24 protein-coding genes, 1 tRNA gene and 1 pseudogene are annotated in these 23,926 nt (G+C 62.5%); 11 read left to right on the top strand and 15 right to left on the bottom strand.

The features are described from left to right. The first annotated feature begins 174 nt into the window (after positions 1-174). Positions 175-1,791: an isocitrate lyase gene (locus QMK22_RS09265; protein ID WP_283497332.1), complete on the top strand. Its 1,617-nt coding sequence runs from the start codon at positions 175-177 to the stop codon at positions 1,789-1,791. Positions 1,792-1,926: 135 nt separating this feature from the next. On the opposite strand, the gene QMK22_RS09260 is transcribed toward QMK22_RS09265, so the two are convergent. After that, positions 1,927-2,943, bottom strand: a complete 1,017-nt coding sequence (locus tag QMK22_RS09260; RefSeq protein WP_283497331.1) for an NYN domain-containing protein — start codon at positions 2,941-2,943, stop codon at positions 1,927-1,929. Positions 2,944-3,081: 138 nt separating this feature from the next. Continuing rightward, on the bottom strand, positions 3,082-4,035 hold the full coding sequence (locus QMK22_RS09255) for a DMT family transporter (protein WP_283497330.1): 954 nt from the start codon (positions 4,033-4,035) through the stop codon (positions 3,082-3,084). Here QMK22_RS09255 and QMK22_RS09250 point away from each other — a divergent pair. After that, the gene (locus tag QMK22_RS09250; RefSeq protein ID WP_283497329.1) at positions 4,034-5,443 is read left to right on the top strand and encodes an aminotransferase-like domain-containing protein; all 1,410 of its coding nucleotides are present in this window, start codon (positions 4,034-4,036) and stop codon (positions 5,441-5,443) included. The two genes, QMK22_RS09255 and QMK22_RS09250, sit on opposite strands and share 2 nt — an antisense overlap. Before the next feature lie 59 nt (positions 5,444-5,502). On the opposite strand, the gene QMK22_RS09245 is transcribed toward QMK22_RS09250, so the two are convergent. The 4 genes from QMK22_RS09245 to QMK22_RS09230 all read right to left on the bottom strand — a co-directional run bounded on the left by QMK22_RS09245 (position 5,503) and on the right by QMK22_RS09230 (position 11,669). Beyond that, on the bottom strand, positions 5,503-6,513 hold the full coding sequence (locus tag QMK22_RS09245) for an alpha/beta hydrolase (RefSeq protein ID WP_283497328.1): 1,011 nt from the start codon (positions 6,511-6,513) through the stop codon (positions 5,503-5,505). A 133-nt stretch (positions 6,514-6,646) separates the two neighbouring features. Then, on the bottom strand, positions 6,647-8,275 hold the full coding sequence (locus QMK22_RS09240; protein WP_283497327.1) for a GMC family oxidoreductase: 1,629 nt from the start codon (positions 8,273-8,275) through the stop codon (positions 6,647-6,649). Then, positions 8,272-9,858, bottom strand: coding sequence for an AMP-binding protein (locus QMK22_RS09235; RefSeq protein ID WP_283497326.1), 1,587 nt, complete (start codon positions 9,856-9,858; stop codon positions 8,272-8,274). The genes QMK22_RS09240 and QMK22_RS09235 overlap by 4 nt, the downstream gene beginning before the upstream one ends. Positions 9,859-9,917: 59 nt before the next feature. Beyond that, positions 9,918-11,669, bottom strand: a complete 1,752-nt coding sequence (locus tag QMK22_RS09230) for an aldehyde dehydrogenase family protein (RefSeq protein WP_283497325.1) — start codon at positions 11,667-11,669, stop codon at positions 9,918-9,920. Between the two features lie 168 nt (positions 11,670-11,837). Here QMK22_RS09230 and QMK22_RS09225 point away from each other — a divergent pair, with 168 nt between their 5' ends. Together QMK22_RS09225 and QMK22_RS17560 are read left to right on the top strand one after the other, a co-directional pair. Beyond that, positions 11,838-13,088 (top strand): PucR family transcriptional regulator, encoded by a 1,251-nt coding sequence (locus QMK22_RS09225; RefSeq protein ID WP_283497324.1) that lies wholly within the window; start codon positions 11,838-11,840, stop codon positions 13,086-13,088. A gap of 272 nt (positions 13,089-13,360) precedes the next feature. Continuing rightward, a pseudogene (locus QMK22_RS17560) lies at positions 13,361-13,543 on the top strand (site-specific integrase); the annotation flags it as partial. An 8-nt stretch (positions 13,544-13,551) separates the two neighbouring features. Here QMK22_RS17560 and QMK22_RS09215 read toward each other — a convergent pair. Together QMK22_RS09215 and QMK22_RS09210 are read right to left on the bottom strand one after the other, a co-directional pair. Beyond that, a complete protein-coding gene (locus QMK22_RS09215) occupies positions 13,552-13,809 on the bottom strand; it encodes a hypothetical protein (RefSeq protein ID WP_283497323.1) in 258 nt (85 codons plus the stop codon). A gap of 184 nt (positions 13,810-13,993) precedes the next feature. Then, positions 13,994-14,413: a hypothetical protein gene (locus QMK22_RS09210; protein ID WP_283497322.1), complete on the bottom strand. Its 420-nt coding sequence runs from the start codon at positions 14,411-14,413 to the stop codon at positions 13,994-13,996. 275 nt (positions 14,414-14,688) lie between these two features. On the opposite strand from QMK22_RS09210, the gene QMK22_RS09205 reads away from it, so the two are divergent. The 5 genes from QMK22_RS09205 (at position 14,689) to QMK22_RS09185 (ending at position 16,399) form a co-directional block, all read left to right on the top strand. Further along, positions 14,689-15,117, top strand: coding sequence for a GNAT family N-acetyltransferase (locus QMK22_RS09205; RefSeq protein WP_283497321.1), 429 nt, complete (start codon positions 14,689-14,691; stop codon positions 15,115-15,117). Positions 15,118-15,250: 133 nt separating this feature from the next. Next, on the top strand, positions 15,251-15,493 hold the full coding sequence (locus QMK22_RS09200; RefSeq protein WP_502857399.1) for a type II toxin-antitoxin system Phd/YefM family antitoxin: 243 nt from the start codon (positions 15,251-15,253) through the stop codon (positions 15,491-15,493). Then, entirely contained in the window at positions 15,490-15,750 is a 261-nt protein-coding gene (locus QMK22_RS09195; RefSeq protein ID WP_283497319.1) for a Txe/YoeB family addiction module toxin, read from the top strand. The genes QMK22_RS09200 and QMK22_RS09195 overlap by 4 nt, the downstream gene beginning before the upstream one ends. 71 nt (positions 15,751-15,821) lie before the next feature. Beyond that, positions 15,822-16,025 (top strand): ribbon-helix-helix domain-containing protein, encoded by a 204-nt coding sequence (locus QMK22_RS09190; protein WP_283497318.1) that lies wholly within the window; start codon positions 15,822-15,824, stop codon positions 16,023-16,025. Further along, a complete protein-coding gene (locus tag QMK22_RS09185) occupies positions 16,022-16,399 on the top strand; it encodes a type II toxin-antitoxin system death-on-curing family toxin (RefSeq protein WP_283497317.1) in 378 nt (125 codons plus the stop codon). Before QMK22_RS09190 ends, QMK22_RS09185 begins: the two co-directional genes overlap by 4 nt. Before the next feature lie 490 nt (positions 16,400-16,889). Here QMK22_RS09185 and QMK22_RS09180 read toward each other — a convergent pair whose 3' ends face one another. The 7 genes from QMK22_RS09180 to QMK22_RS09150 all read right to left on the bottom strand — a co-directional run bounded on the left by QMK22_RS09180 (position 16,890) and on the right by QMK22_RS09150 (position 21,338). Continuing rightward, positions 16,890-17,204, bottom strand: coding sequence for a transposase (locus QMK22_RS09180; RefSeq protein WP_283497316.1), 315 nt, complete (start codon positions 17,202-17,204; stop codon positions 16,890-16,892). Positions 17,205-17,546: 342 nt separating this feature from the next. Continuing rightward, positions 17,547-18,017, bottom strand: coding sequence for a prevent-host-death protein (locus QMK22_RS09175; protein WP_283497315.1), 471 nt, complete (start codon positions 18,015-18,017; stop codon positions 17,547-17,549). 113 nt (positions 18,018-18,130) lie between these two features. Next, the gene (locus tag QMK22_RS09170; protein WP_283497314.1) at positions 18,131-18,478 is read right to left on the bottom strand and encodes a hypothetical protein; all 348 of its coding nucleotides are present in this window, start codon (positions 18,476-18,478) and stop codon (positions 18,131-18,133) included. 41 nt (positions 18,479-18,519) lie between these two features. Then, complete coding sequence (locus QMK22_RS09165; RefSeq protein ID WP_502857395.1) at positions 18,520-18,891, bottom strand: GNAT family N-acetyltransferase; 372 nt, start codon at positions 18,889-18,891, stop codon at positions 18,520-18,522. An 824-nt stretch (positions 18,892-19,715) separates the two neighbouring features. Then, entirely contained in the window at positions 19,716-20,180 is a 465-nt protein-coding gene (locus QMK22_RS09160; RefSeq protein ID WP_283497312.1) for a hypothetical protein, read from the bottom strand. Between the two features lie 311 nt (positions 20,181-20,491). Beyond that, positions 20,492-20,563, bottom strand: a tRNA-Arg gene (locus QMK22_RS09155). Positions 20,564-20,654: 91 nt separating this feature from the next. Further along, the gene (locus QMK22_RS09150; RefSeq protein WP_283497311.1) at positions 20,655-21,338 is read right to left on the bottom strand and encodes an iron ABC transporter ATP-binding protein; all 684 of its coding nucleotides are present in this window, start codon (positions 21,336-21,338) and stop codon (positions 20,655-20,657) included. A 41-nt stretch (positions 21,339-21,379) separates the two neighbouring features. Between QMK22_RS09150 and argS the strand changes: the two genes are divergently transcribed. Both argS and QMK22_RS09140 read left to right on the top strand, forming a co-directional pair. Further along, positions 21,380-23,056 carry an arginine--tRNA ligase gene (gene argS / locus QMK22_RS09145; protein WP_283497310.1) on the top strand — a complete coding sequence of 559 codons (1,677 nt, stop codon included), beginning with the start codon at positions 21,380-21,382 and terminating at the stop codon, positions 23,054-23,056. 2 nt (positions 23,057-23,058) lie between these two features. Beyond that, positions 23,059-23,820: an LmeA family phospholipid-binding protein gene (locus QMK22_RS09140; protein ID WP_283497309.1), complete on the top strand. Its 762-nt coding sequence runs from the start codon at positions 23,059-23,061 to the stop codon at positions 23,818-23,820. The last annotated feature ends 106 nt before the right edge of the window (positions 23,821-23,926 follow it).

The following is a 23,926-nucleotide window of genomic DNA, read 5'->3' as shown; positions in this document are numbered from 1 at the left end:
GATATCGACCCATTCTGACGAATTTCTTTTCAATTGCAGAAGAATCGTGCTTCTTCTGCGCAACTTTCCTGAGAAGACCGGTTGTTCTTGCGGCAACCTTGATTTAGCAGCCGATAGCGGCACGTTGAGTCAGTAGTCCCGGCTCAGCCCAACTCACACGTCGAAGGAAAGAATATGACTGGCTACCAGAAAGACATCGAGAGCATTGAGGCTCTCAAGCAGCAGGTTGGCAGCAGCTGGGACGCCATCAATCCCGAGTCCGTCGCCCGCATGCGCGCCCAGAACCGGTTCAAGACCGGCCTGGAGATCGCGCAGTACACCGCCGACATCATGCGCAAGGACATGGGGGAGTACGACGCCGATTCCTCCGTTTACACCCAGTCGCTGGGTGTCTGGCACGGTTTCATCGGTCAGCAGAAGATGATCTCGATCAAGAAGCACCTCAAGACCACGAACAAGCGGTACCTGTACCTCTCCGGTTGGATGGTTGCGGCGCTGCGCAGCGAGTTCGGCCCGCTCCCCGACCAGTCCATGCACGAGAAGACGACGGTTCCTGCCCTTGTCGAGGAGATCTACACCTTCCTTCGCCAGGCCGACGCTCGCGAGCTCGACCTGCTTTTCACCGGTCTTGACAACGCTCGCATCGTTGGCGACGACGCCAAGGCAGCCGCGATTCAGACGCAGATCGACAACTTTGAGACCCACGTTGTGCCGATCATCGCCGACATCGATGCCGGTTTCGGTAACCCGGAGGCGACGTACCTGCTCGCCAAGAAGATGATCGAGGCTGGCGCCTGCGCCATCCAGATCGAAAATCAGGTCTCGGACGAGAAGCAGTGTGGCCACCAAGACGGCAAGGTTACGGTTCCTCACGAAGACTTCATTGCCAAGCTGAACGCCGTGCGCTACGCGTTCCTCGAACTGGGGATAGAGAACGGCATCATCGTCTCGCGCACCGACTCGCTCGGTGCCGGCCTCACGCAGAAGCTCGCGGTGACCTACCAGCCCGGAGACCTCGGCGACCAGTACAACTCCTTCCTCGACGTCGACGAGATCACCGAAGCCGACCTCGGCAACGGCGACGTCGTCATTAAGCGCGACGGCAAGCTGCTTCGCCCGAAGCGTCTGGCCAGCAACCTGTTCCAGTTCCGTGCCGGAACCGGCGAGGCGCGCTGCGTGCTCGACAGCATCACGTCGCTGCAGAACGGTGCAGACCTGCTGTGGATCGAGACCGAAAAGCCGCACATCGGCCAGATCGCCGGCATGATGAACGAGGTTCGTAAGGCCATCCCGAACGCCAAGCTGGTCTACAACAACAGCCCGTCGTTCAACTGGACCCTGAACTTCCGTCAGCAGGCCTACGACGCACTCCTTGCCGAGGGTAAGGACGTGTCGGCTTACGACCGCGCCAAGCTCATGAGCGTTGACTACGACGAGACCGAATTGGCCTTGAACGCCGACGAGAAGATCCGTACCTTCCAGCGCGACAGTTCGAAAGAGGCGGGTATCTTCCACCACCTCATCACGCTGCCGACGTACCACACGGCCGCACTCTCAACGGATGACCTGGCCAAGGGCTACTTCGCTGATCAGGGCATGCTCGCCTACGTCAAGGGCGTGCAGCGTCGCGAGATCCGTGAGGGAATCGCCACGGTCAAGCACCAGAACATGTCTGGATCTGACCTCGGTGATAACCACAAGGAGTACTTCGCCGGTGCCGCAGCCCTCAAGGCTGGCGGCGTGAACAACACGAGCAACCAGTTTGACGAACCGGCTTTGAGCAGCCACTAACTCAAACTGGGTGAATAAAGAAGAAGCCTCGGTCACTTGACCGAGGCTTCTTCTTTGCATTGTCGGCGATGAGACCGTGCAGGCATCCGGTTTGATCTGTGCAGCACGGTGGGGCCACCGCCGCAGCCTGACTGGCTACTGACGCAACCGAATCAGCCGGTGTGGGCCATCCTCTTGGAGTTCGGCCAGGTCGCTGCGCGAGGCGAGAAAGTCGGTGAATGAGCGGTAGCCGAGCGGCTTCTCGTTGAAGGACGGGTCCATCCGGCGCATCTGGTTCTTCACAGTGCCGGTGTTGAGCCACTCATCGGCGTCGCCCTTGGAATGACCGATTTGCAGGGCGCGCACGAGTAGCTCGGTGGCAACCGTCTGCGGGTCGGTATCTTCAGCCGGTTCCGAATCATCGAATTGTGAGTCCTCGGTGTGGGAAAACATCGGGTTCGTCATTGGCTTGCGCGTTTTTCCGGGTGCTGAGGAGGCGTCAGCCTCCACGGACTCGGCAGGCTCGGCTGTCTTTCTGCCTGACCGGCGTCGCTCGGTGGTGGTAGTGGTGGCCGGGGGAGGCGTTGCGGTGACCTTCTCAATGCCGGGGAGCGAGTCGTAGTCCTCGAATTCGTCGCAGGCCGCTGCAAGCGACGTGCTGGTCGAGCCGGCTACGCCAATACCCACGACGAAACGACCCAGTCGTTTCGACTTCTGCGCCAGGGCAATGTAATCCGAGTCTCCGGCGACGATGATCACGTGGGTCAGGTCGGGAAGACGAAAGAGATCTTCAACCACGTCAACGGCGAGACGGATGTCGGCACCGTTTTTGGTGCCCCGCGTCGTTGCAGTGAACAGCTGGGTGAGGTCAACAGCGCGGGACATGAGCTGGCGCTGGTAGTTCGCGTTCACCGGAACTGACCAGTCCGCATAGGCCCGGTTGACGACCAGAGCACCGAACGACGCGGCGAAATCGATGATGGCGTTGAAATCCACCGTCGCCGCGGCCAGCCGTGCGGCGACCTCGGGATCGGCATCCGGGCTCGACTTGTCAAAGTCGCGGATACCGTCGCGCTGAAAGGCGTTGCGGCCGTGCAACTGTTGGTAGCGCGAGATGACAATGTTGTCGAAGTCGATATAGAGGCCAACGCGTGCATCGTTCGGTTCGGTCATGTGAGCTCCTTAGCCGCCAGCGGAAGACTCAATAGCGATCCGGTACTTCCAGTCTGCGGGCAGCGATGCGGCAAGAGCAACTCGCGTGTGATTGACGGCGGCACCCGGCGCGCAATCGGCGCCGACGACGCGTTCGGGTCACGGCCTGTGAGCATCCGTTCTGGGGGTGAGTGCGTTGCGCCCGATACGTATTCTCACGGCGAGGCCGGCACAAAGAATCACCACGGAGCCGCCGATGATGGTCGGCCAGGTGAGCTGTTCGCGGAGCAGCAACGCTGCCCAGAGAATGCTGAGAACGGGTTGGGTGAGCTGCACCTGGCTGACTTTCGTCATGGGCCCGATGGCGAGGCCGCGGTACCAGGCGAAGAAGCCGAGAAACCCGCTCACCGCTCCGAGGTAGGCGAACGCGGCCCACTGCACGGGCGTTCCGGTGGGCGGCTGATCGAGTATCGCCACTGTGGTCAATAAGATCATGAGAGGCGAAGCGATGATTAGCGCCCACGACACCGTCTGCCACGAACCGATCTCGCGTGCGAGCAAGCCGCCCTCGGTGTAGCCAATGGCGGCCGCGATGACGGCTCCAAAAAGTAGCAGGTCGGCCCAGCGAAGGTGGCTGAGTCCACTGCCTTGCACTGACGCAAAGATGATGGCCGCCAGCGCGCCGACGGTGGCCATGATCCAGAAGAACAGCGGTGGGCGCTCTTTGCCCCTGATGACCGCCATGACGGCTGTTGCGGCCGGCAATATTGCGATGACGACGGCGCCGTGGCTGGCGGTGGCGGTGGTGAGAGCGAATGACGTGAGAAGTGGAAAGCCGACGACAACACCACCCGCGACGACAGCTAGGCGAAGCCACTGGGTGCCGCGGGGAAACCGTTGCCGAGTCATGATCAGGGCGATGGCCGCAAGCGCTGCGGCGATGACGGCGCGCCCGGACCCGATGAACAGCGGTGACATGCCCTCGACGGCAATGCGGGTGAGGGGAACGGTGAACGAGAAGGCGGCAACACCCAATAATCCCCACGCAAGGCCCGCGCGCGACCTCGATAGCGGTGTACGCGTTTTCTGGATAGCGCTACTATGATCCAACATGAATAACGATAGCAGCTTTCGGATTGTGGCCGCGCTCCGCGATTGGATTGCCCAGGCGGTACCGGGGGCGCGGCTTCCGTCGACCCGGGCGCTCGTCGCGGAATACGCGGCCAGCCCGGTGACGGTACAAAAGGCCCTGCGCACGCTCACTGCGCAGGGTCTCATCGAAACACGTCCGGGTTCCGGCGCTTTTGTTCGCGCTGTGCGCACCGCGCGGCCCCTGGACTACAGCTGGCAGACGGCGGCGCTGCGATCGCCGCACCGCCACATCCCCTCCTGGGCTTCCGCTATGCGCACGGCTCCGCAGGGCGTGATCGCCCTCCACACGGGCTATCCCGACCGTGAGCTCCTGCCCGAGCGGCTGATCCGGTCGGCGCTGGCCCGCTCGGCTCGGAGCGAGGCTGCGCTCACCCGCTCCCCGGTGGCCGGACTACCCGAATTACAGGCCTGGTTCGCCAACGAGCTCGGAGCGGAGACGCCCGTCGGGGTCACTTTGCCCCTGGCGAGCGACGTCATCGTGCTCCCGGGCAGTCAGAGCGGCCTGAGCACGATCTTTCGCGCCCTCGTGACCGCCGGGCAGCCGATGCTGATGGAGTCGCCCACCTACTGGGGGGCGATCGTGGCTGCAGCCCAGACGGGTGTCGAGGTCGTTCCGATTGCCACGGGGCCCGATGGTCCCGACCCCGACGAACTCGCCCGCGCCTTTCAGGAAACCGGTTCCCGCGTCTTCTACGCCCAACCGAACTACGCCAATCCCACCGGCACCCAGTGGTCGGCCGCTCTCCGCAGCCAGGTTCTCGACGTTGTCCGTGCGCACGGAGCCTTCCTCGTTGAAGATGACTGGGCCCATGATTTCGGCATCAGCACGACTTCGCACCCCGTAGCAGCTCAGGATGACGCTGGTCACGTCGTATATATTCGCTCGCTCACCAAGAGTGTCTCGCCGTCCATCCGCATCGCAGCCCTCATCGCTCGCGGGCCGGCCCGAGAACGTATCCTCGCCGATCGCGGCGCCGAATCGATGTACGTCAGCGGCGTACTCCAGGCGGCAGCGCTCGACGTTGTCACGCAACCCGGGTGGCAGACTCACCTCCGAAACCTGCGTCAGCAACTGGGCGCGCGCCGCGATCTCCTGCTCACCAGCCTTCGCGAACACGCCCCCGATGCTCATATCGCCAATGTTCCCGCTGGCGGGCTCAACCTGTGGGCGCGCCTGCCCCACGGGACCAATCTCGACCGCTTGGTCGCGGACTGCGAAGCAGCGGGGGTCTTGATCGCTGCGGGCACTGACTGGTTTCCGGCCGAGCCGACCGGCCCGTTCATTCGGCTCAACTATGCCGGGCCCAACCCCGGAGCCTTTGCCGACGGAGCCCGCATCATCGGTCGGGCCCTCGCCTCCAACACCTAAATCCGATCCGAGACGTACGGGCGGTGCTGAGCCGGCGAACTAGGCCCCCGGAAGATTTGTCACTCGCTGAGTTTGCTGACGAAGGCGACGGTGTCGCGCGAAATCTGGCCGCGAGCGTCGTCATGACTGACCGCGGGGGTTCCGTCGCCGGGCTGCGGTCCATAGTCGCCGAAGAAGGCGTGCACGGCTCCGTCGATCACGGTGAACGTGGATTCGGCGGGCAAAATCTGTTTGGACGCCTCGATCTTCTCCGGTGTGGCGAGCCCGTCGTTGGTCGCCGAGATCGACAGCACGGGGGTGGTCAGCGAGGTACTGATGTCGTTCGCGGGATACGAGGCATAGAGCAGCAGACCCACGACGGGTGCGACAGGGTTGCTGTCGCCGGCATCCGCTTGAATTGCGGCAACGGTTCCACCCAGGGAATGCCCGCCCACGACCCACCGCGTGATGCCGGGGAAGTCGCTTCTGGCGGCGTCGAAGGTCGTGATGGCCAGAAAGGCGATGCTGAGCGGTTGCTTGGGGATGATGACGGTGTAACCGGATTCGGCCAGGGGGCGCAGGACCGCGGCGTATGCCCGGGCATCCACCTTTGCGCCGGGCTGAAAGAACACCCCCGTCGTACTGACCACTCCAGTTGGGGTCAGCACGATCCGGGTCGCGTCCTCAGCGACGGTGACGCTGGTGTCGGAGTCCATCGCAGCCACGGCCGGCTCGTCCGCAGAGAACGGGCGCAGCCAGGCCATCAGCGCGATCCACGCGATCGACACGACGACCAGCGCGATGCGGAGAATGCGGCGCCAGGTGGTTCTCCCGGGCCGGGGTCGAACTGTGCGCCAGCCGACGAGAGCGGATGCGAGCAACGTCGCGACGAGAAGCACGGCGTAGAGCGGGTGGCCGTGCACGATCGCGCCCCACCCGGTCAGGCACGCCCAAGCGACGACCAGAACGCCGGCGGCAGCGACCACGCGCACGATCCAGGCGAGCCGAGGCGAGGCTGTTGGCGCCGACGGCTGGCCCGCCGCGTACCGCGGTCGATTCTTTTTCGGCGCCCGGGGCGCGGTTTCGTTCACATGGCCACACTACGGGCGTGGGGCGCCCCTCCCCGGGGAAAGCGCCCAGCGCGTCGGGGAACATCGCTACAGGGGCAACCATCCGGACATTGGCCGGCGGCGCTGCCGAGTGATCCTCGCCGCCGGACTCACCTCAATGAACCGAAGCCGCTTCCACTCTGGTCGACACCGATGCGCGCAGAAGATCAGCCGCCTTCTCGCCGATGATGATGGATGGAGCATTCGTGTGCCCCCGGATGATCTCCGGCATGATCGACGCGTCGGCGATGCGAAGCCCCTGCACGCCGCGCACACGCAGCTCAGGGTCCACCACCGATCCGGCATCCGATCCCATGCGAGCAGTGCTCGTCGGGTGGTACAGGGTCTGCGAGAACTGATCGATCACCAATGCATCACGCTCGGCCACGGTCTGCGCATCCGACCCGGCGGGTTGGATGAACTTGCCGTCACTTCGCGTGGGAGCAAATGCCGTGGCGGCAAGAATTCGCTCACACACGCCGAGGCCCGCGAGCAGTGTGTCACGATCTTCTCCGTTCGGATCGCCCAAATAATTCGGATCGATCAGCGGTTTCGCGAGCGGATCGGCGGAGGCGAGTCGCACGGTTCCGAGGCTCTTGGGCTGCAGCAGGATGGCACCGACACTGACGCCGTGCCGCGGCGCGGCCACGAGTCCCTCACCGATATACGGCACGGCGGCGAAGAGCACCTCGATGTCGGGGAAGGCGAGCGACGGGTCGGTCTTGACGAAACCGTACGCCTCCGCAACGTTGGAGGTGAGCATGCCGCGCTGCTGCGAGACGAAATCGTTGAGCTGTTCCTCGGTCTCGGCACCGAAGAGGGTGTCAGCGTCGGTATCGACCGCGAGCGCCGCGAACAGGTGGTCGCGCATGTTCGAGCCGACCTCTGGAGCATCGACGAGCACGGTGATTCCGAGGGAGCGGAGATGGGGCGCATCGCCGATGCCCGACAGCATGAGCAACTGCGGTGTATTCACCGCTCCGCCACTCAGCACGATCTCCCGGCGCGCGAAGACCGAGGCCGGGGTGCCCGCGCTCAGGTACTCGACACCGACAGCACGGGTTCCCTCGAACAGCACGCGAGTGGCGTGTGCCCCGGTGCGAACGACAAGGTTGGAGCGCTCGGCTGCCGGCGCAAGGTAGGCGGCCGACGTGCTGTGCCGCAGGCCGCCGCGCTGGCTCACCATTGTCTGGCTGACCCCTTCCGGGTTTGCCGAGTTCGGCGCTACGCGTGGCATTCCGGCTTCGACGGCCGCCTCAAGAAACGTTGCGGTGTGCGATCGTGGACTGCGTTGGTGCGAGATCGAATTCGCGCCGTCCGTGCCCTGGTCGGGATCGGTGTTGCCCTCCACCGCCTCCGCTTTGCGGAAATACGGCAGGAGCGCCTCGTACGACCAGTCGGCCCCGGCGAGCCTCGCCCAGTTGTCGTAGTCGGCAGCGAATCCGCGCACCCACATCATGGCGTTCATGGAGGATGAGCCGCCGAGTACCTTGCCACGGGGCCAGTAGATCGACCGCCCCTCCAGCTCATCCTGCGGCTCGGTCTGGTAATTCCAATCGGCGTCGGATTTGAACAGTTTCGGGAAAGCTGCCGGGATCACGATCTCCTGCATATCGTCGACGCCGCCGGCTTCGAGCAGCAGAACGGAGATGCTCGCGTCTTCGGTGAGTCGAGCTGCGACAGCGGCTCCGGCCGATCCGGCACCGACGACTATGTAGTCGAATTCTTCAGTGTTGTTACTCATACGAGCGCTCCTTTTGACCGCAGATCCTTGCGCAGGATCTTGCCTGACGCCGACTTCGGGATGAAGTCGATCATTTCCACCTGTCGAACCTTCTTATGCGGGGCTACCCGATCGGCGACCCAAATCATGACGGCGTCCCCGGTGAGCGTTGCCTCCGGCTGCAGTCTCAGGAATGCTTTCGGCACCTCTTCACCATCCGCGTCGATCACGCCGATGACCGCGGCGTCGGCGATTTGGGGATGCCCCAGTAACAACGCCTCAAGCTCCGCGGGCGCGACCTGATAACCCTTGTATTTGATGAGCTCTTTGAGCCGGTCAACGACAGTCACGTACCCCTCGGCGCTCACCGTCGCGATGTCGCCGGTGTGCAGAAAACCGTCGGCGTCAATAGTCGCCCGGGTTGCTTCATCGTTTCCGAGGTAACCCACCATGATGTTCGGGCCGCGGCACAGCAATTCGCCGGGCTCACTCACACCCACGGCCGGGATCTCGATGTCATCGCCGGTGAGCGGGTTAACGATGCGGCACTGAACGTTGGGCACGGTGAGACCGACCGAGTTCAGGGGAATATCGGTTCGACCTCGGGGTGCGGCATGCGAGACTGGACTCATCTCGGTCATTCCGTAGCCCTGGAGTACCTCGCACTTCAGCCGCTCGGCAACAGCACCGCCGACGATGCCGTCCAGGGGCGCCGCCCCCGAAAACACCGTGCGCAGACTCGACAGGTCAAATTCGCCAACCAGCGGATGCTTCGCCAGCGCCACCGCGATGGGAGGAGCGATGAAGACGTAGGTGATGCGTTCGGACTGGATGAGACTGAGGAAATCGGTCAGATCGAATCTGGCCATGGTCACCAGGTTGGTTCGTTGTGCCAGAGAGATGTTGAGCAACACCGTCATGCCGTAGATGTGGAAGAACGGCAGCACAGCCAGAACGCGATCATCGGCGCTCACGCCGATGATGGGTGCCGACTGCGCAACATTGGCCACGAGATTGCGATGGGTGAGCATGACGCCCTTGGCCTTGCCTGTCGTGCCCGAACTGTAGGGCAGCACGGCCAGGTGCGTTGCCGGATCGAAGCTCACCTCGGGCGCGGGATGCGCCTCCCCGATCAGGTCGGCAAGACTGGTGCTCCCGCCGACCGTCCCGATGCTCATGATGTTGTGAGCTGACACACCGGCGAGATCGCCGGCTTGCGCAGAAACGGTGAACAGCGCATCCGCTGCGATGATGGCTACCGCTTTGGAGTCGGTCAGCTGCGTTGCCATCTCACCGGCCGTCGACAGCGCGTTGACCGTCGTCGCAGTGGCACCAGCGCGGAGAATGCCGTGGAATGCCACGGCGAAAGCGGGCCGGTTCGGGGAGTGCAGCGCCACGACGCTACCCACACCGATGCCACGAGCGGCGAGCGCCCCCGCAACTGCTTCGATCTGGCGCACTAGCTCGCCGTACGTTGTGGTCTCACGGGTCGCCCCATCGGTGAGGGCGATGCGGTCGGCGGATGCGGGTTCGAGCGAACCGAAGAGATAGTCGAAGACGCTGAGATCGGGGATTTCGACGTCGGGAAAGGGACTGGTGAACACGGCGGCTCGCCTTCTGGCTGGGAATGAGTGGTGGGGGAGCGTGCGGGACGACCAAACGGTCAGGCCCGGAAAGCCGCCAGGAAGATTGCGGGCATCTTCAGCCATGACGGTTTGGCCGCGAAACCGGCTAGACGACGTCCGGTCGTCGCGGCGGAACGCGCCTGCACGAACCACGGCGGCTTCGGGAAAAGAGCGAATTCTCCGTGTGCAAACGATCGCGGAAACGGCCGGAACGGGCCGCGAACGATTGTGCGCTCGGGCCGATCGATGAGCAGCGCGTTGTGCACGGTTCCGATGCCGCTCTGCACGTTGTCGATGGTGGCACCGGGATAAGCGCCCCACGATGCGGTTGCGGTGAGAAATCCGAGGCCGGTCCAAGCATTGATGGCGATCGTGCCGTAGCGCAGACGTGCAATGGAATCGAGGAACCCGGTTCCGAGCTGCCGGATGACCTTCGGCTCGACAATGAGATTCGCACCGAGGGTGCCGACGAACTCGTCATTGGCGAGCGTGACGGCAGCGTCGAGGAAGGCCTGCCCCGTGCCCGGTACTTCGACAACACCCAGCACCGGGGAGAAATATTCGGTGGTGATCACATTCGATGCGTCGTCTTCGGCTTTGACATCGATCAGCAGGCGGCAGCCGTTCTGGCCCATCCGCTCCGCGGTCGGATAGGCGGCGGAGGCGGCTTGCATTCGCCCATCGCTGCCGGGGTACCAGGCTGGGCGTTGCGGGGCTGCCGCCAGTGCCCGTCGGAGTTCGGCGAGGAACGCTTTCTTCTGAGGCCAGTTGCTGCTGACTACAACCACTTGGCCGGCAATGCAGTTGTATCCGCCGTTGTGCAGGCGCTGAGTAACGACGTGCTCGGCCTGATAGCGCAGGTCATGCTTCGTCCATGCGCTCGGAACGATAATGATGGGCGATACTCCGCCGAGTTCGCTCGTGATCGGTTTGGCCAGTAGCGGGGTGCCTGTCGCTTTGCGGCTCGCCGCCTCCTCGCCCGTTCCCCAGACGATGGCATCGTGCGTTGCCGCACTCCCGGTGATATGCACGTGAGCGATGCCATCGTGCTGCGTGAGATACGCACCAACGTCGCCAGCGCCCTGCACGATACGCAGCACTCCGAAGTTGATCAGGGGGGCGAGGGCCCTGTCGAAAACCGATTTCATTCCGGCCATGACCGGGTTGAGCTTGAGTAGCACCGACCGGTTGTTCGCGACAATCTCGTACAGCACATCGAGCGGCGGAATCGACGTGATATTGCCGGCACCGAGCACGAGTCCCACTCCGCCCGACGTTGTGGGCGTGAGCTCACCGAGGCCAGCGCTTGCCCGTACCTCCTCGGGGGAGCGGCCAGGAGCCATCCAGATCTCAGCGCTGAATCCGTGCAGCAGCAACCACTCGTGCGCGTTGGCCGGAAGTACCGGGATGGTGACGCGACCGCCGGGCGCCGTTCCGAACCGGCTGCCGGCAAGCGGGCTCGTCCCAGCAGCGAGGGCTGCGATGGACTGAGCGAGGGTGCCGGCGCCGGAAAGGCCGGCATACGGGCCGGCGATCCACTCTTCCCCCACGAGCTGGGATGACGGGGCCAGTCCTTTGATCATAGCGGCGGTCTCCGCCCATTCCTGGGCGGCCCCCGTCATGGCTGCGTGCACAGCTCCCAATAGTCCGGCGCGTTCGGAAAGCGGGGTGCTGGCCCACCGCTCGGCACCCGAGGCCAACTCGATGATAGCGGCGTCGAGTTGATCGCGCTGCTGCTGGTCGAGGGCCGGAATGGCCTGTGTCCTCGACATCGGATCGGTGGTGGTCATCAATCTCCCTTGATTGTTACCGGACGGCGACTCGAATTCCGGGTCGCGGTGTCAGGCCAGTCTCGACTCCACCGTCGGTGATAGCGATGGGCCGCCGCCGCTATTTTGGTCCTGTGCGTTGTGCGGCCGCACAACGAAACGGAATAGGCACCGGATTACACTGAGCGAATGGAACGCAATGAAGCGCCGCAGAGTATGCCGACCCCGGATGTATTAGTGGAGGGCGCTCGCGAGCTCTTCTCGGGCATGATCGACTCGGTTGGCGAGCTGTCAGACAGCGTCGTTGCCCAGATCATCAACGGCGAGCACGACTACGCCGAGAGCGTGCTCGGTGCCGGTGTGCTCGAAGGCATCGTGCATGACAACCTCGAGGCGATCCTGCAGTGCCTGCTGGGCATCAATGACTCGCTCGCTGCCCCCCGCCATGCCGGCCGGGTGAAGGCGGAGCACGGCATCCCCATGGCGAGCCTCCTGCACGCATACCGGCTTGCCGGTCTACACCTGTGGGACGCGTTGATGGCGAAGGCGACGACGCCGGAACACGCAACCGCGCTGCTCACCGCGTCATCCGGAGTATGGGGCATTATCGACCGGTACTCGAACGCCGCCGCGGAGACGTACCGAGAGGTCGTCGACGAACGAGAACGCAAAGACCAGCAGAGTAAAAACGTCATGCTGCTCTCGATTCTGGAAGGCGAGTTCTCGGGCGATGCCGGTCGAGCGGTTCGTGCTCTTGGCCTTCCCAACCAGGCAACCTTCGTCGTTCTTGCCGTTGAAATGCGGCACTCAGATGATGACCCGATTCCCGCCATAACCGACCGGCTGCGAGGGATGGGGGTCAGCTCCGCCTGGGCGCCGTGGAAAGGTGAGTATCTGGGCCTGCTCGGAAGCGGTGCGGGTGCGCACCCCTCCGCCGCCGCGCACGCACTGGCCGGAACCGTCAGTTCACGAATCGGGGCGAGCCTGCCGCTACAGGGCCTCGAGCGCGCGCCTGCCGCGGTGCGACAAGCGCTTTTAGCCATGCGTTGCATCGCCCCCGCCGCGGTGGGAGTGCATTCCTACGGCGCGGCCCCGATCGACACCATGCTCGTGTCCCAACCCGCATACGCTGTCGAACTCCGCGACGGCGTTCTCGGCGGGCTGGCTGACCTTGATCCAGATGATGCACGCGTACTGCTGGACACGCTTGAATGCTGGTTTGCCACCGACGGTTCGACTGCCGAGTGTGGCAAGCAGCTTCATTGTCACCGAAATACGGTGCTTCACCGACTGGGGCGGATAAGCGAGATGACCGGGCGTTCCGTGGCCAAACCCGTGCAGGCGGCCGAACTTTTCACCGCACTTCGAGCAGTGCGACTGGCCGGCTTGTGGGCGACCCCCGTGCGGGCGCCCCTGCGGGCAGCTCCCCGGAGCGCTTGAGCGGACTCAGCACGCGCGGTACAAACCACAGAACAGAAGCGAAAGCGTTGTTCAGGAATTCGCCAAAGGATAAATCGGAGCAGGACGGGCTCGATCCGAGCTCACCTCTTGGCGCGAGACCGCAACCGCGATCGCGGCTAGGCTGGCGAGCCACCCGGTCGAGAGTCTCGAGTGGCTCGACGACGCTGAACTGGTTGAGCGTCCTGACGGTGGTAAAAGACGACCTGGTCGCCAGGCCCACGAAGAAGACCGAGTACGCGATTCGATTTGCCTCGGCCGGCGCCAACGTTAAAGCGCTTCAACGGATGCTCGGACACGCCTCCGACAAGGAGACGCTCGACACGTACAGTAACCTCTTCCATGCTGGCCTTGACAGCGTTGCAGCGCAGCACAAACAGGCCATAGAGCCACGGGCACGGCGACCATTCCGGAAGCATCGTTGGTCCAGTAAATGACGAATCGCTCACGAACCGCGTTGATGACCATAGACCTCGGCCATCTTCTCGCTGAGCAGCTGCGCCGCTTCCGCCGCGGTGAGTGCCAGGCTCTCACTTTCGTCAACGCCGAGTTCGCTGAGCGCCCGAACGAGATACAGCGGCAAGGGCTCCTTCTGGGTCACAGTTTCGGGGGCCCCGCGGTCCGGCAACTTCTTGTCGCGAACACATGCCCAGAACGCCTCAGCGTCAAGGGCAAGCTGGGTTCGCAGGATGTGGGTCCACATCCCGGCAGAGTACGTTGACCTGTCGACCGGCCTGGAGATCCGAGTTCGGAGGATTTGCCCGTCCCAGAGCGCCAACTCATAGGTGCGGTGATGCCGGACAGGCTGTCCTGATGCTCCGCGTACGAGTTGCCACTTCTCCGCGACGCAGAAATCGTCGTGGTCCTCGCGGGTCGCGGCCGGGTACCTACTCACCGCCGCGCTCAAGCCATTCGAGGAGCTGCTCGTCGGTTGAAAGTTTGATTAGCTGCACAAGCGCCCAGTTGTCGGCGTGATTCGGCGCATGCTCCAGCCGGTCGTTCCAGTCTTCGGCGTACTCCCGAAGGGAAAGGGCGAGGTCAGCGAGCGCGCCGTCAACATCCGTACCCTCAGACACGAAGGGGCGACCATCCATCAACGCAATAGTGTGGTCGTCTTCCCGAGTGACGCGTACGCGCGGCGATACAGTTCGAGAGAAGTATGCACGCAGCCGATCTACCGGCATGACCGCAGAGAGCTGACCATCGCGCTGCACGGTTACAGTTCGCCCGCGCGCGGTGGCATCGAACACTTCCTTGAGATGTGAGCGCGCGTCTGTAAAGGTGCTGTAGTCGGCGACGAGTGGCATTTCAACCTTCCTGCGCTGGTAAACCCGCGCGTGCAAACGTACGTTAAGTACGTCATGTACATGATATCTCGGTGTCACCTCCTATGGCCACCTCGGCCAAGAACTCACGTCAAGTGCACACCGCGCGCATTGGCCCAATAGCTGTTCACGCCCGCAAGCCGAACCCCCTACGGGGCGCTCGTTCGTTTTGATCCTCGCCAATCGCACATGGATTCGGCGGTCGGTCCAGTTGACCGAACTCAGCACGGCTTGTGTCAACACGATTAGATGGGACGATGAATGCAAATTATCGGTTCTCATCTGACCTTGCTGAGATCGACCGCGATCAGGTGCACCGCTGGATCAGCGAGCTGTCCTATTGGGCGCCCGAGCGATCACGCTCACGGCAGGACGCAGCCATTGACGGCTCACGCAACTTCGGCATGTACGACACTGTCTCTAATCGGCAGGTCGCTTACGCGCGCGTCATCACGGACGGCGTCACGTTTGCATGGCTCTGCGATGTCTTCGTCGACCCCACAGTTCGCGGTCACGGCATTGGCAAAGCCCTCATCGCGGGGATTCTCGAGGAGTGCGATCCCCTGGGACTGAGGCGCATCGCCCTCTCGACCAACGATGCACACAGCCTGTATTCCAATCTCGGGTTCTCCACCTTGATCGCCCCGGAGACGTGGATGGAGCGCATCGTCAACCCCGGCGTTTAGCCGAGAGACGACTACCGACTGTTCCCGTAAGTGGAACGGCTTACGCGACGATGGTGGAGCCGTGGGTGCATCTTGTAGTCGCAACCAAGGAGATGTACAATTTTCTGTACGTGAAAGGATCTCAATGCGAACCATGACATATTCAGAATCCCGGGCGAAGTACGCCGAGACTCTCTCAGCAGTGGTGGATGACCGAGAAGAAGTCGTTATCACTCGTGCAGGGCACGAACCCGTGGTCATCGTCTCGCTCGACGACTACGAGTCGCTCAAGGAAACCGCGTATCTGCTGAAGAACCCCGCGAACGCGCGCCGCCTCCTCGGATCGATCGAGCGACTCGAGGCGGGCCAGGGCACGCAGCACGACCTTGACGAATGAAGTTGCTCTGGGACGAGGACGCCTGGGACGACTACTGCTGGTGGCAGACGCAAGACCGCAAGATCCTCAAACGCATCAATACGCTCCTGACCGACGTTATGCGCAACGGCAATGAAGGAATCGGAAAACCCGAACCCCTCAAGCACGGCTTCCACGGGTATTGGTCACGTCGTATTACAGACGAACATCGCCTGATCTACAAGGTCGAGAACGACGAAGTCCGTATCGCCGGATGTCGATACCACTACGGGCGCTAACGCAGGCCCGTAGGCGGAACCCCCTATTGGAACCCTATCGAGAACGGTGTCACTGGTGATACCGTGTGTCCATGCCAATGACCCTGCGCTTGACCGATGATGAGGCGGACGCCCTGCGTCGCCGTGCCGAGTACGAGAGGCGGTCCATGCAGGACATCGCCAAGCAGGCGGTGCGTGAATACGTCGAGAACCACAGCCGACAGGACCTTCTGAGTAGTGTCCTTGACGAGGAGCTCCCGCGCTACGCTGAAGCGCTTGAACGCCTGGGAAAGTGATCTATCTCACCTACGCTGATCTCCTCTACGTCGGGCAGCGGGCCCTCGGAGGAGACATGCCGGTCCGTGACCAGGGGTTGCTCGGGTCGGCGCTGGCCCGTCCGCGCGCGAGCGCATTTGGAAGGGATGCCTACGGGAGTCTCAACGAGAAGGCCGCGGCGCTGACGCACTCCTTGGCCCGCAACCACGGCTTGATTGACGGCAACAAGAGGCTGAGTCTCGCTGCGCTGATCGCTTTCCTCGGTATGAATGGAAGACGGCTGAGCTGGTCCAATGATGAGGCCTATGAATTCATCATGGACGTTGCTTCCGGACGCCTTGACGACGTCTCCGAGATTGCGGAACGCATTGACCTAGGCAGCGAGGAGCGCTGAGGCGCAGGCGCCGTGGTCGGCTCGAGAGTCGTGAAGACTTCACGAGCAAGACACGTGACTTGCGGGCCATTAGTCTCACCAGGGGCGAGACAGGGGCGAAACAAGGGAGCGGCTCGGGCTCGTCCGGGTGCAGCACAGGAACCCCCAGCGCGACGGATCTGGGGCCCGACCACCGCCAGCTGAGCGCACCTATGCCGTGTCACTCGAGAACCGCATGGACGCTTAAGGCGCGTGCGGGGTCTGGTAGCGGAAGAGTTGGCCTTTCGGATGTAGGGACAATCAGAGGCTCGCGAACGGCCTTGGCAATCTCGAGCCTTCAACGCCCGGAGCCGGTCGACGAGGACCGCGTCGCTCTGGACTCGCGCGGCGGCGGCGCGCGTCTTCCATGCACGATAGGACCGTGAATTGACAGCGACGCCCTGCTCGCGCAGGACGTCACACGTCAACGCGACTCCATGGCCGTTCGCTTTCATCCCCAGGACGAAAGCGACTATGGACGGCTGCGAGGGTCGAGCTCCCTCGCGAAGAAAGACGCTGCCGCTTTGAGGATGTCATTCGTCTCGCGCAGGTCACGGTTTTCGCGCTTGAGCCGCTTGATCTCCTCGAGTTCCTCGCTCGTGGGGCCGGTGCGTTCGCCGGCATCGGCCTGCGCCTGCGTGACCCACTTCCGCAGGGTCTCAGCGCCGAAGTTGAGCTTGGCGGCCAGGTCGCGGCACGCCACCCGCATCGAAGGGTAATCCTTCACACGATCAAGCGTCATACGAACCGGTCGCTCACGAACCTCATTTGGGTATTTCTTGGGCATAACCGAATCCTTTCACCAGAAAGAAAGCGGCAGGAAATCAGGGACGGTTCACTGTTCTGCCCTCAACGCAGAACCAAATGCGTGCGCCCCCAGCGAGTTCGTACTGCCATTGATCGTGTTCGACGCCGTCACGAACAATAGTTGCGAGTTGGCCCTTGAGCTGGTGGCATTTGGGGTCCGACTGGTTCGGGGCCTTCGTGAGCCGGTCCCAGGCGTCCGCGGCGGAGCTTTTCTGGGTAGCGACGATATCGCGCCATCCAGTCACGGCTTGACTCGTTACATGCTCGATGGCGAATTCTGATGATTTGAGGGGGCGAGCGACGATCCCCTTCTTCGGTGCCATTAGGCGCGGGGCTTCTTGACCGCCACAGGTTCACGAAGCCAATCCGGTTCTTCCTGTCCCCAGCCGGCCGCAACAGCCTCCGCGGTGTTCTGCCACGCCTTGATCTCAGTGAGTATCCGCCCCGGCTGATTCACAACAAATGCGCCACGAGCCGTGTCGATGATGTCCTGTGCGCAGGTTCTCTGGTCCTGAACGCTGAGCAGCTTGATCCAGGGAAACGGTCGTGCGAGGCGATCCTCTAGCGTGCCTCTGTCATCCAGTGACACGGCGATCAGCTGTGCGGCGACCTCGAGGATCCGTTCATGGGCAGCCGTTTCACGTTTCGTGGTGAGAACCAACGTTTCGCCATCGCGCCGAGTGACCTCGACGGGTGCTTCCTCAGCGGCAGCGAAGACCGCTGCAGAATTACGGGACAGTTCCGACGATTGCACAACGCGTCGCTCTGCAGGGGTGAGTGTTATTGGCGCCATGAATCGAGTCTATTCCGAATGTGTTCTGAATTCAACGCCAGCCGGTCGGACGACTGGGTGCGTCTCAGAGTTCATGTCCCAGCGCCCGGAGCCGAACGGTCATCGCGCTCCATTTAGCCGATCAAACGGACGAACTTCTCGAGTTCGCGCACATGCCTCGGGTTGTCAGGGTCGACACCGCGATCGAAAACGGCCGCGACTCGTACGCGGGCTGCCTGAAAGCTGATGAAGGGCCCGCGGGGTAGGTCGTCGTCTGGTGCCAAATCGACGTCGTCGAGCGAGACGCGATATAGCCAGCCGCGACCTTGGCTATTGCGTCTCTTGGCCCAGTGAGCGGCAATGGCCCGCGCGAGTTCGCGCTCTGTGGTGACGTAAACGAGGTCGGGGGCTCCGCCATGCCAGATTCTGACGCGGCCTTCTCGAACGTCGTTGTTGAGATCCATCAGTTCCACGGGGTCCATTGTTGACACCCTACGCGGCACCGCATTCTGCTCCGCGGCCTTCAACGAACCATTCTGATCTCACGGACATTGCCGAAGTGCTCATCAATTTTGTAGGCTCCGTCCGGCGAAAACCCATTGCGGGCATAGAACGCGTGTGCTCTTGGATTGTCGTCCAAGACCCAGAGCGACGCCCCTCGGTCGCCGAGGGCGACATCGAGGAGCTCCTGGCCAAGCCCTGACCCATGGTGCGCGGCGAGCAGGTAGATGCTGCCCAGCTCAAGATCGCTAACCGGAGGCTGCTCGCGAGGAGGGCCAGTAGAGGCGAAACCGACGATCCGCCCTTCAAGCTCCGCCACCCACAACTCTCCGAAGTTCCCTGTCAGAAACCGGGTCCACATCTTGGCCCGCTGACTGGCGGTGAAGCTCTGCACGCCGTCTGAGCGAACTTGTCCCGTTTGACCTGTCGCGTAAGGAAATCCTGCCAAGGCACGTCAACTGCGACAGGCTGAGGACCGCGTTCGGGTTACGTCTGCTCAAGAAAACGACATGACTTTCAACGAACTTGATAGCCGGATTGTCCGAAGTGGGTGGCAATAGTCCGAACTGGACTGTCACGCCAGAGTGTGCCCCCAGGCAGATTCGAACTGCCGCCCCTGCCTCCGGAGGGCGAACCACCGAATTTGTGTTGCCTGCCTCAATTAGCGGAACCCTTGATCAATGGGGTATTTCAATCATGACGAGCATCGTTCGAGCGGATCAATTCTCTATGGTTGTGGGCAAAATGTGGGCACGGCCAATGTGAGAATCCTGCGCTTTACGGTCACCACCCGGCGGACGTGACCATATTCGCAGCCCTCACCTACGCGGTCGGTAGGCTCGACAGCAACGACGTAGACCCAAGGGTTTGAGTGTGCTGCGAGGTCAATGGTCAGATACCCATCAAGCCCGGGCGGGAGCAAAATTCATAAGCGTGAAAATTTCCGATGCCTGACGCCCGTTCTGGTCGGCGTCAACAACATTCGGTGGGGTTCAACAGGCTCGCTTGAAGGGAGACGTCCTGGAAAGACGGATTGGCCATGTCGTGCCACTGGCCGCCCACCACTCCGTACACGCCGGATTCGCACTCAGGGTAGGAGTTGAGATAGGGCGCGGGAATACCTCGGACTGTGCGGGCGCTACCGCCCTGAACTACCTCGTGTTCATGCGCTCAATGTGCGTGAGAGAGGAGTCGAGACCGAGGCGGAACCTACCATTTTTACTTGGATCCTGACTGAGAAGATGCCCGGCTCGAATTGTTCGCGATTCCGGCCAAAGCAGCAGCAGCGACACTCGACCATACAATGACGCCCAGATTCCCGAGCCACTGTGCTATCACGACAGGAGTGCGGTCGCTGTAATTCTTAACGTCGGCGAGTGAGGTGCTGATCCATTCAGCGGTAACGTTTAGGAGAATAATTACGACGGCGACCATTACAGCGGCGATTAAGCCGTTCTGCCAATGTTGCCGTTTGCCGGACCGGGTGAGAGCGCGAAATAAATAGTAAAAGAATAGGTAATTCACGAGCGCGATCAATAGAACGATGGGTGCCGACCACAAGACGGAAGCGAGAGCATTGTTCCAGAGAGATTGTCCGAAGGTCAGGTCGCCGTCGGATTGGCTATACCCAATAGCAGCGCGCGAGAATAAAAATCCAATTTGCATTGCTAAGGTAACCGTCACTGCATATAGTCGCTTGATGGAAATGCCTTTCGAAGAACCCGCGAGCTAGAGTTTAGTCGTCTTTGCTGAGAGCCGCGAGAGACTGTTGAGAACTATGGAATTGCCGCAACTCGTCCGAGCGGTAGGTTCAGCATATGAGGCCGCATGCGGCCATGTCTAGCGGAGCGACTTTCCTGCGCATTTCAATTTGAGCAAAGGTAACTGCGAATTCCAACAATGTGGGCAAAATGTGGGCAAACCACAATTCAACAACGTCAGACGAAGCTTCGGAAGATGCTTAGTTCCGCGTAATTACGCGGAACTTGCAAATGTGCCCCCAGGCAGATTCGAACTGCCGCCCCTGCCTCCGGAGGGCAGTGCTCTATCCCCTGAGCTATGGGGGCCAGGGTGGTTCAAGGTTAGCATCATGGAACGAGGGGTCGAGACCGTGGCTGTCGATACCGAACTGGTCTCGACGGGCTGGACCCCGGAAAGCTACCCGAGGTGTGAGAGTACCGCCGACATGAGGCCCTCAGCAGCGCCGGGCTCGTTGTAAAAGGCCGGAGAGCTCATGGTGATCCAGTAGGTTCCGGTGAACACCTGGGCCTGGCCGCTGCCACCGGCGTAAGTGAAGAATCCGTCCACGGCCGGCGGTGTGCCGTAGGTGGGAACGGCTTGGCTGTCAACGTCGGCTTTCTGCTCAAGCCGAGTCATCAGCACGTCGTTCGGTGCCACGACGGAGACCTCGATGAGCTCACCGCTGGTCTGGTTCGACCAGCCGCAGGTCAATCCGTTGTAAGTTTCGGCAGTTTCGGCCAAGCTTCCCGCGGTCGGCGAGTACTTGGGCGCGGTGCCGTAGTTCGGGTTGAAATCGTAAACATTCTGCAGCGTGAGCAGATCATCACAGGTCTGCGCAATGGGTGCGCCGGTCGCTTCCGGCGTGGGCGTGGGCGTGGGTGAAGACGTCGCTGCGGCGTCGTCCGTCGGCTCAGCGGATGCTCCGCTGGTGGCCGTCGCGGAACTCGACGATTCCGGGGCGTCGCCAGCACTGCACCCGGTGAGCGCGAGGGCGAAAATCGCGCCACCGGCGAGCACCAAGCTGGTGCGTCGGCGCGTGCTCCGCGCAGCCGAAGGAGCAGCGTTACGAGCAAAAGTGGGGTAGACGCGTGTATCAGTCACGCGTTGACCTTACCAACAGGAGGGGCCGGTACGATTATGCAGTGACTCCTGCCGAACTCTCCCAGTCCCTCTTTGATCTCATCGTTGACGTCAGCGAACGCCGACGCGAGTCTGACACGGCAGGGGTAGACCTCGGACTCACCCTCGCTGACGTTGCCGTCGAGCGCCCGCGCAACCGCGACCACGGCGACTGGGCCTCGAGCATCGCACTGAAAATTGCCAAACCCCTCGGTGCCAACCCGCGTGAAATAGCGGCCGAATTGGCTGCGGGTCTCGAACAGCTAGCGGATGTCGCATCCGTTGAAATCGCCGGTCCCGGCTTCATCAACATTCGGCTGGAGGCGGCGGCGGCGGGTGCACTCGCCAAGACCATCGTCGATCAGGGCGGGGACTACGGCACCGGGCACCTCTACGACGGCCTCAAAATCAACCTCGAATTCGTTTCGGCCAACCCCACCGGCCCGATCCACATGGGCGGCGTGCGCTGGGCCGCGGTCGGCGACAGCCTCGCCCGGGTGCTGCAGGCCGAGGGCGCCGACGTGACCCGCGAATACTATTTCAACGACCACGGTTCGCAGATCGACCGCTTTGCCCGCAGCGTGCTCGCGAGCTACCTCGGCGAACCCACGCCCGAAGACGGCTACGGCGGAGCGTACATCGGCGACATCGCCGCGAACGTACTCGCGAAGTATGACGGCGACGTCGCCGCCTTGCCCCGCGACGAACAGCAAGAGGTGTTCCGCTCGATCGGCGTCGACCTCATGTTCACCGAGATCAAAGAAAAGCTACACGGCTTCGGCGTTGACTTCGACGTGTATTTTCACGAAGATTCGCTGCACGAATCTGGCGCCGTCGACCGCGCCATCGAGCGCTTGCGCCAACAGGGCCACATCTTCGAAGCGGATGGCGCCATCTGGCTGCGCACCACCACTTTCGGTGATGACCGTGACCGGGTGATCATCCGTTCAAATGGTGAACCGGCTTATATCTCCGGTGACCTGGGCTATTACCTCGACAAGCGCGAGCGCGGTTTTGACCAGTGCCTGATCATGCTCGGCGCCGACCACCACGGCTATGTCGGCCGCATGATGGCCATGGTCTCAGCCTTCGGCGATGAGCCCGGAGTGAACCTACAGATTCTGATCGGCCAGATGGTCAATCTGCTCAAAGACGGCGAACCGGTGCGCATGTCCAAGCGTGCCGGCACCATCGTCACCCTGGACGACCTCGTCGACGCGGTCGGTGTCGACGCCGGCCGCTACGCGCTGGTGCGCTCCAACAGTGACTCCCAGCTCGACATCGACCTGGATCTGCTCGGCAAGCGCACCAACGACAACCCGGTGTTCTACGTGCAGTACGCCCACGCCCGCACCTGCTCGGTCGCCCGCAATGCCGCCGCGAGCGGTATCGAACGCAGCGCCTTCGCCCCGGAACTGCTGACCCACGACAGCGAATCCGCTTTGCTCGGCGTGCTGCAGGAATTTCCGCGCGTCGTCGCTCAGGCTGCCGAACTGCGCGAGCCGCACCGGGTCGCGCGCTACATCGAAGAGGTCGCCGGCTACTACCACCGCTGGTACGACAACTGCCGGGTCATTCCGCTTGGTGAGGAGCCCGTCACCGACCTGCATCGCACGCGTTTGTGGCTGAACGATGCCACCGGCCAGGTGATCCGCAACGGCCTGGGCCTGCTCGGCGTCACCGCCCCGGAGCGCATGTAGTCATGGCCAAAACGAAACGCCGCGGTCTTGTTCCGCTGATCATCGTCGGCTCGCTTGCCGTGCTGCTCGTCGTCGCCTACTTTCTCATCGACAGCGCGGTGCGTGCCATTGCAGAGGATCGAGCCGAAACCGAAATCAGCGACCGGATGCCCGCATCCGTGACCGGTGACATTACCGTCGCGATCGGCGGCACCTCGGTGATCGCACAGTTCATTGTCGGCAGCTTCGACGAGATTGAACTGAGCGCGCCGAACCTGACGGTCGACGGCGTCCCGGCATCCGTTCACGTGGTGGCCCACGATGTGTCGACGAATACCGCCAAGGCCATCGGATCGCTCAGCGCCACGGTCGACTTCGACCAGGACGCCCTCAACCAGCTGGTGCAGGCCTCTGGTACGGCCCCGGCAGACGCCGTGCTGACCCTCGGCGACGGTGACGTGGCGTACACCGCTTCGGTGAAGTTGTTCGAATTCACCGTTGGCTATAGCGCCACGGCCACGGCAAGCGCCGCCGGCGACACCCTGAGTTTCGCGCCCACCGAAGTCACCGTCACGAGCGGCGTCGGAGATATCGACGCCACCCCGTTGGTCAACCTGATTCTGCAGAAGGCGCCGATCGGCGTCTGCGTTGCGAGCTACTTGCCCGAGGGTGTCGAGCTGAACGGCGTTGACATTTCGCCCGAGCGGGCACGCGTTAAGCTGGAGTCGAGCAGTCTTCGGCTCACCGCGCAGTCGCTCACCACCCTCGGCAGCTGCGCCGGCTAATTCGAACGTCACTATCTGCGGCGGGTAGAATACGGTCAGGCACGCCCGCGCACCCGGGTTTGCCCATTTTCCGGCTTCAGGGACCAATCCGGGTTCGCTCGCTGAG

Source organism: Cryobacterium sp. PH29-G1, assembly GCF_030063365.1.
Classification (GTDB): domain Bacteria; phylum Actinomycetota; class Actinomycetes; order Actinomycetales; family Microbacteriaceae; genus Cryobacterium.
This window is presented reverse-complemented; position numbering and strand designations above follow the sequence as displayed.

Bases quoted from the DNA above. Each gene is read 5' to 3' on its own strand.
- QMK22_RS09255 (WP_283497330.1), bottom strand. From the start codon at position 4,035: ATGTTGGATCATAGTAGCGCTATCCAGAAAACGCGTACACCGCTATCG.
- QMK22_RS09215 (WP_283497323.1), bottom strand. From the start codon at position 13,809: ATGTGGACCCACATCCTGCGAACCCAGCTTGCCCTTGACGCTGAGGCG.
- QMK22_RS09140 (WP_283497309.1), top strand. From the start codon at position 23,059: ATGGCCAAAACGAAACGCCGCGGTCTTGTTCCGCTGATCATCGTCGGC.
- QMK22_RS09200 (WP_502857399.1), top strand. From the start codon at position 15,251: ATGACATATTCAGAATCCCGGGCGAAGTACGCCGAGACTCTCTCAGCA.
- QMK22_RS09195 (WP_283497319.1), top strand. From the start codon at position 15,490: ATGAAGTTGCTCTGGGACGAGGACGCCTGGGACGACTACTGCTGGTGG.
- QMK22_RS09240 (WP_283497327.1), bottom strand. From the start codon at position 8,275: ATGAGTAACAACACTGAAGAATTCGACTACATAGTCGTCGGTGCCGGA.
- QMK22_RS09205 (WP_283497321.1), top strand. From the start codon at position 14,689: ATGAATGCAAATTATCGGTTCTCATCTGACCTTGCTGAGATCGACCGC.
- QMK22_RS09265 (WP_283497332.1), top strand. From the start codon at position 175: ATGACTGGCTACCAGAAAGACATCGAGAGCATTGAGGCTCTCAAGCAG.
- QMK22_RS09170 (WP_283497314.1), bottom strand. From the start codon at position 18,478: ATGGACCCCGTGGAACTGATGGATCTCAACAACGACGTTCGAGAAGGC.
- QMK22_RS09175 (WP_283497315.1), bottom strand. From the start codon at position 18,017: ATGGCGCCAATAACACTCACCCCTGCAGAGCGACGCGTTGTGCAATCG.
- QMK22_RS09225 (WP_283497324.1), top strand. From the start codon at position 11,838: ATGGAACGCAATGAAGCGCCGCAGAGTATGCCGACCCCGGATGTATTA.
- QMK22_RS09180 (WP_283497316.1), bottom strand. From the start codon at position 17,204: ATGCCCAAGAAATACCCAAATGAGGTTCGTGAGCGACCGGTTCGTATG.
- QMK22_RS09260 (WP_283497331.1), bottom strand. From the start codon at position 2,943: ATGACCGAACCGAACGATGCACGCGTTGGCCTCTATATCGACTTCGAC.
- QMK22_RS09190 (WP_283497318.1), top strand. From the start codon at position 15,822: ATGCCAATGACCCTGCGCTTGACCGATGATGAGGCGGACGCCCTGCGT.
- QMK22_RS09210 (WP_283497322.1), bottom strand. From the start codon at position 14,413: ATGCCACTCGTCGCCGACTACAGCACCTTTACAGACGCGCGCTCACAT.
- QMK22_RS09230 (WP_283497325.1), bottom strand. From the start codon at position 11,669: ATGACCACCACCGATCCGATGTCGAGGACACAGGCCATTCCGGCCCTC.
- QMK22_RS09250 (WP_283497329.1), top strand. From the start codon at position 4,034: ATGAATAACGATAGCAGCTTTCGGATTGTGGCCGCGCTCCGCGATTGG.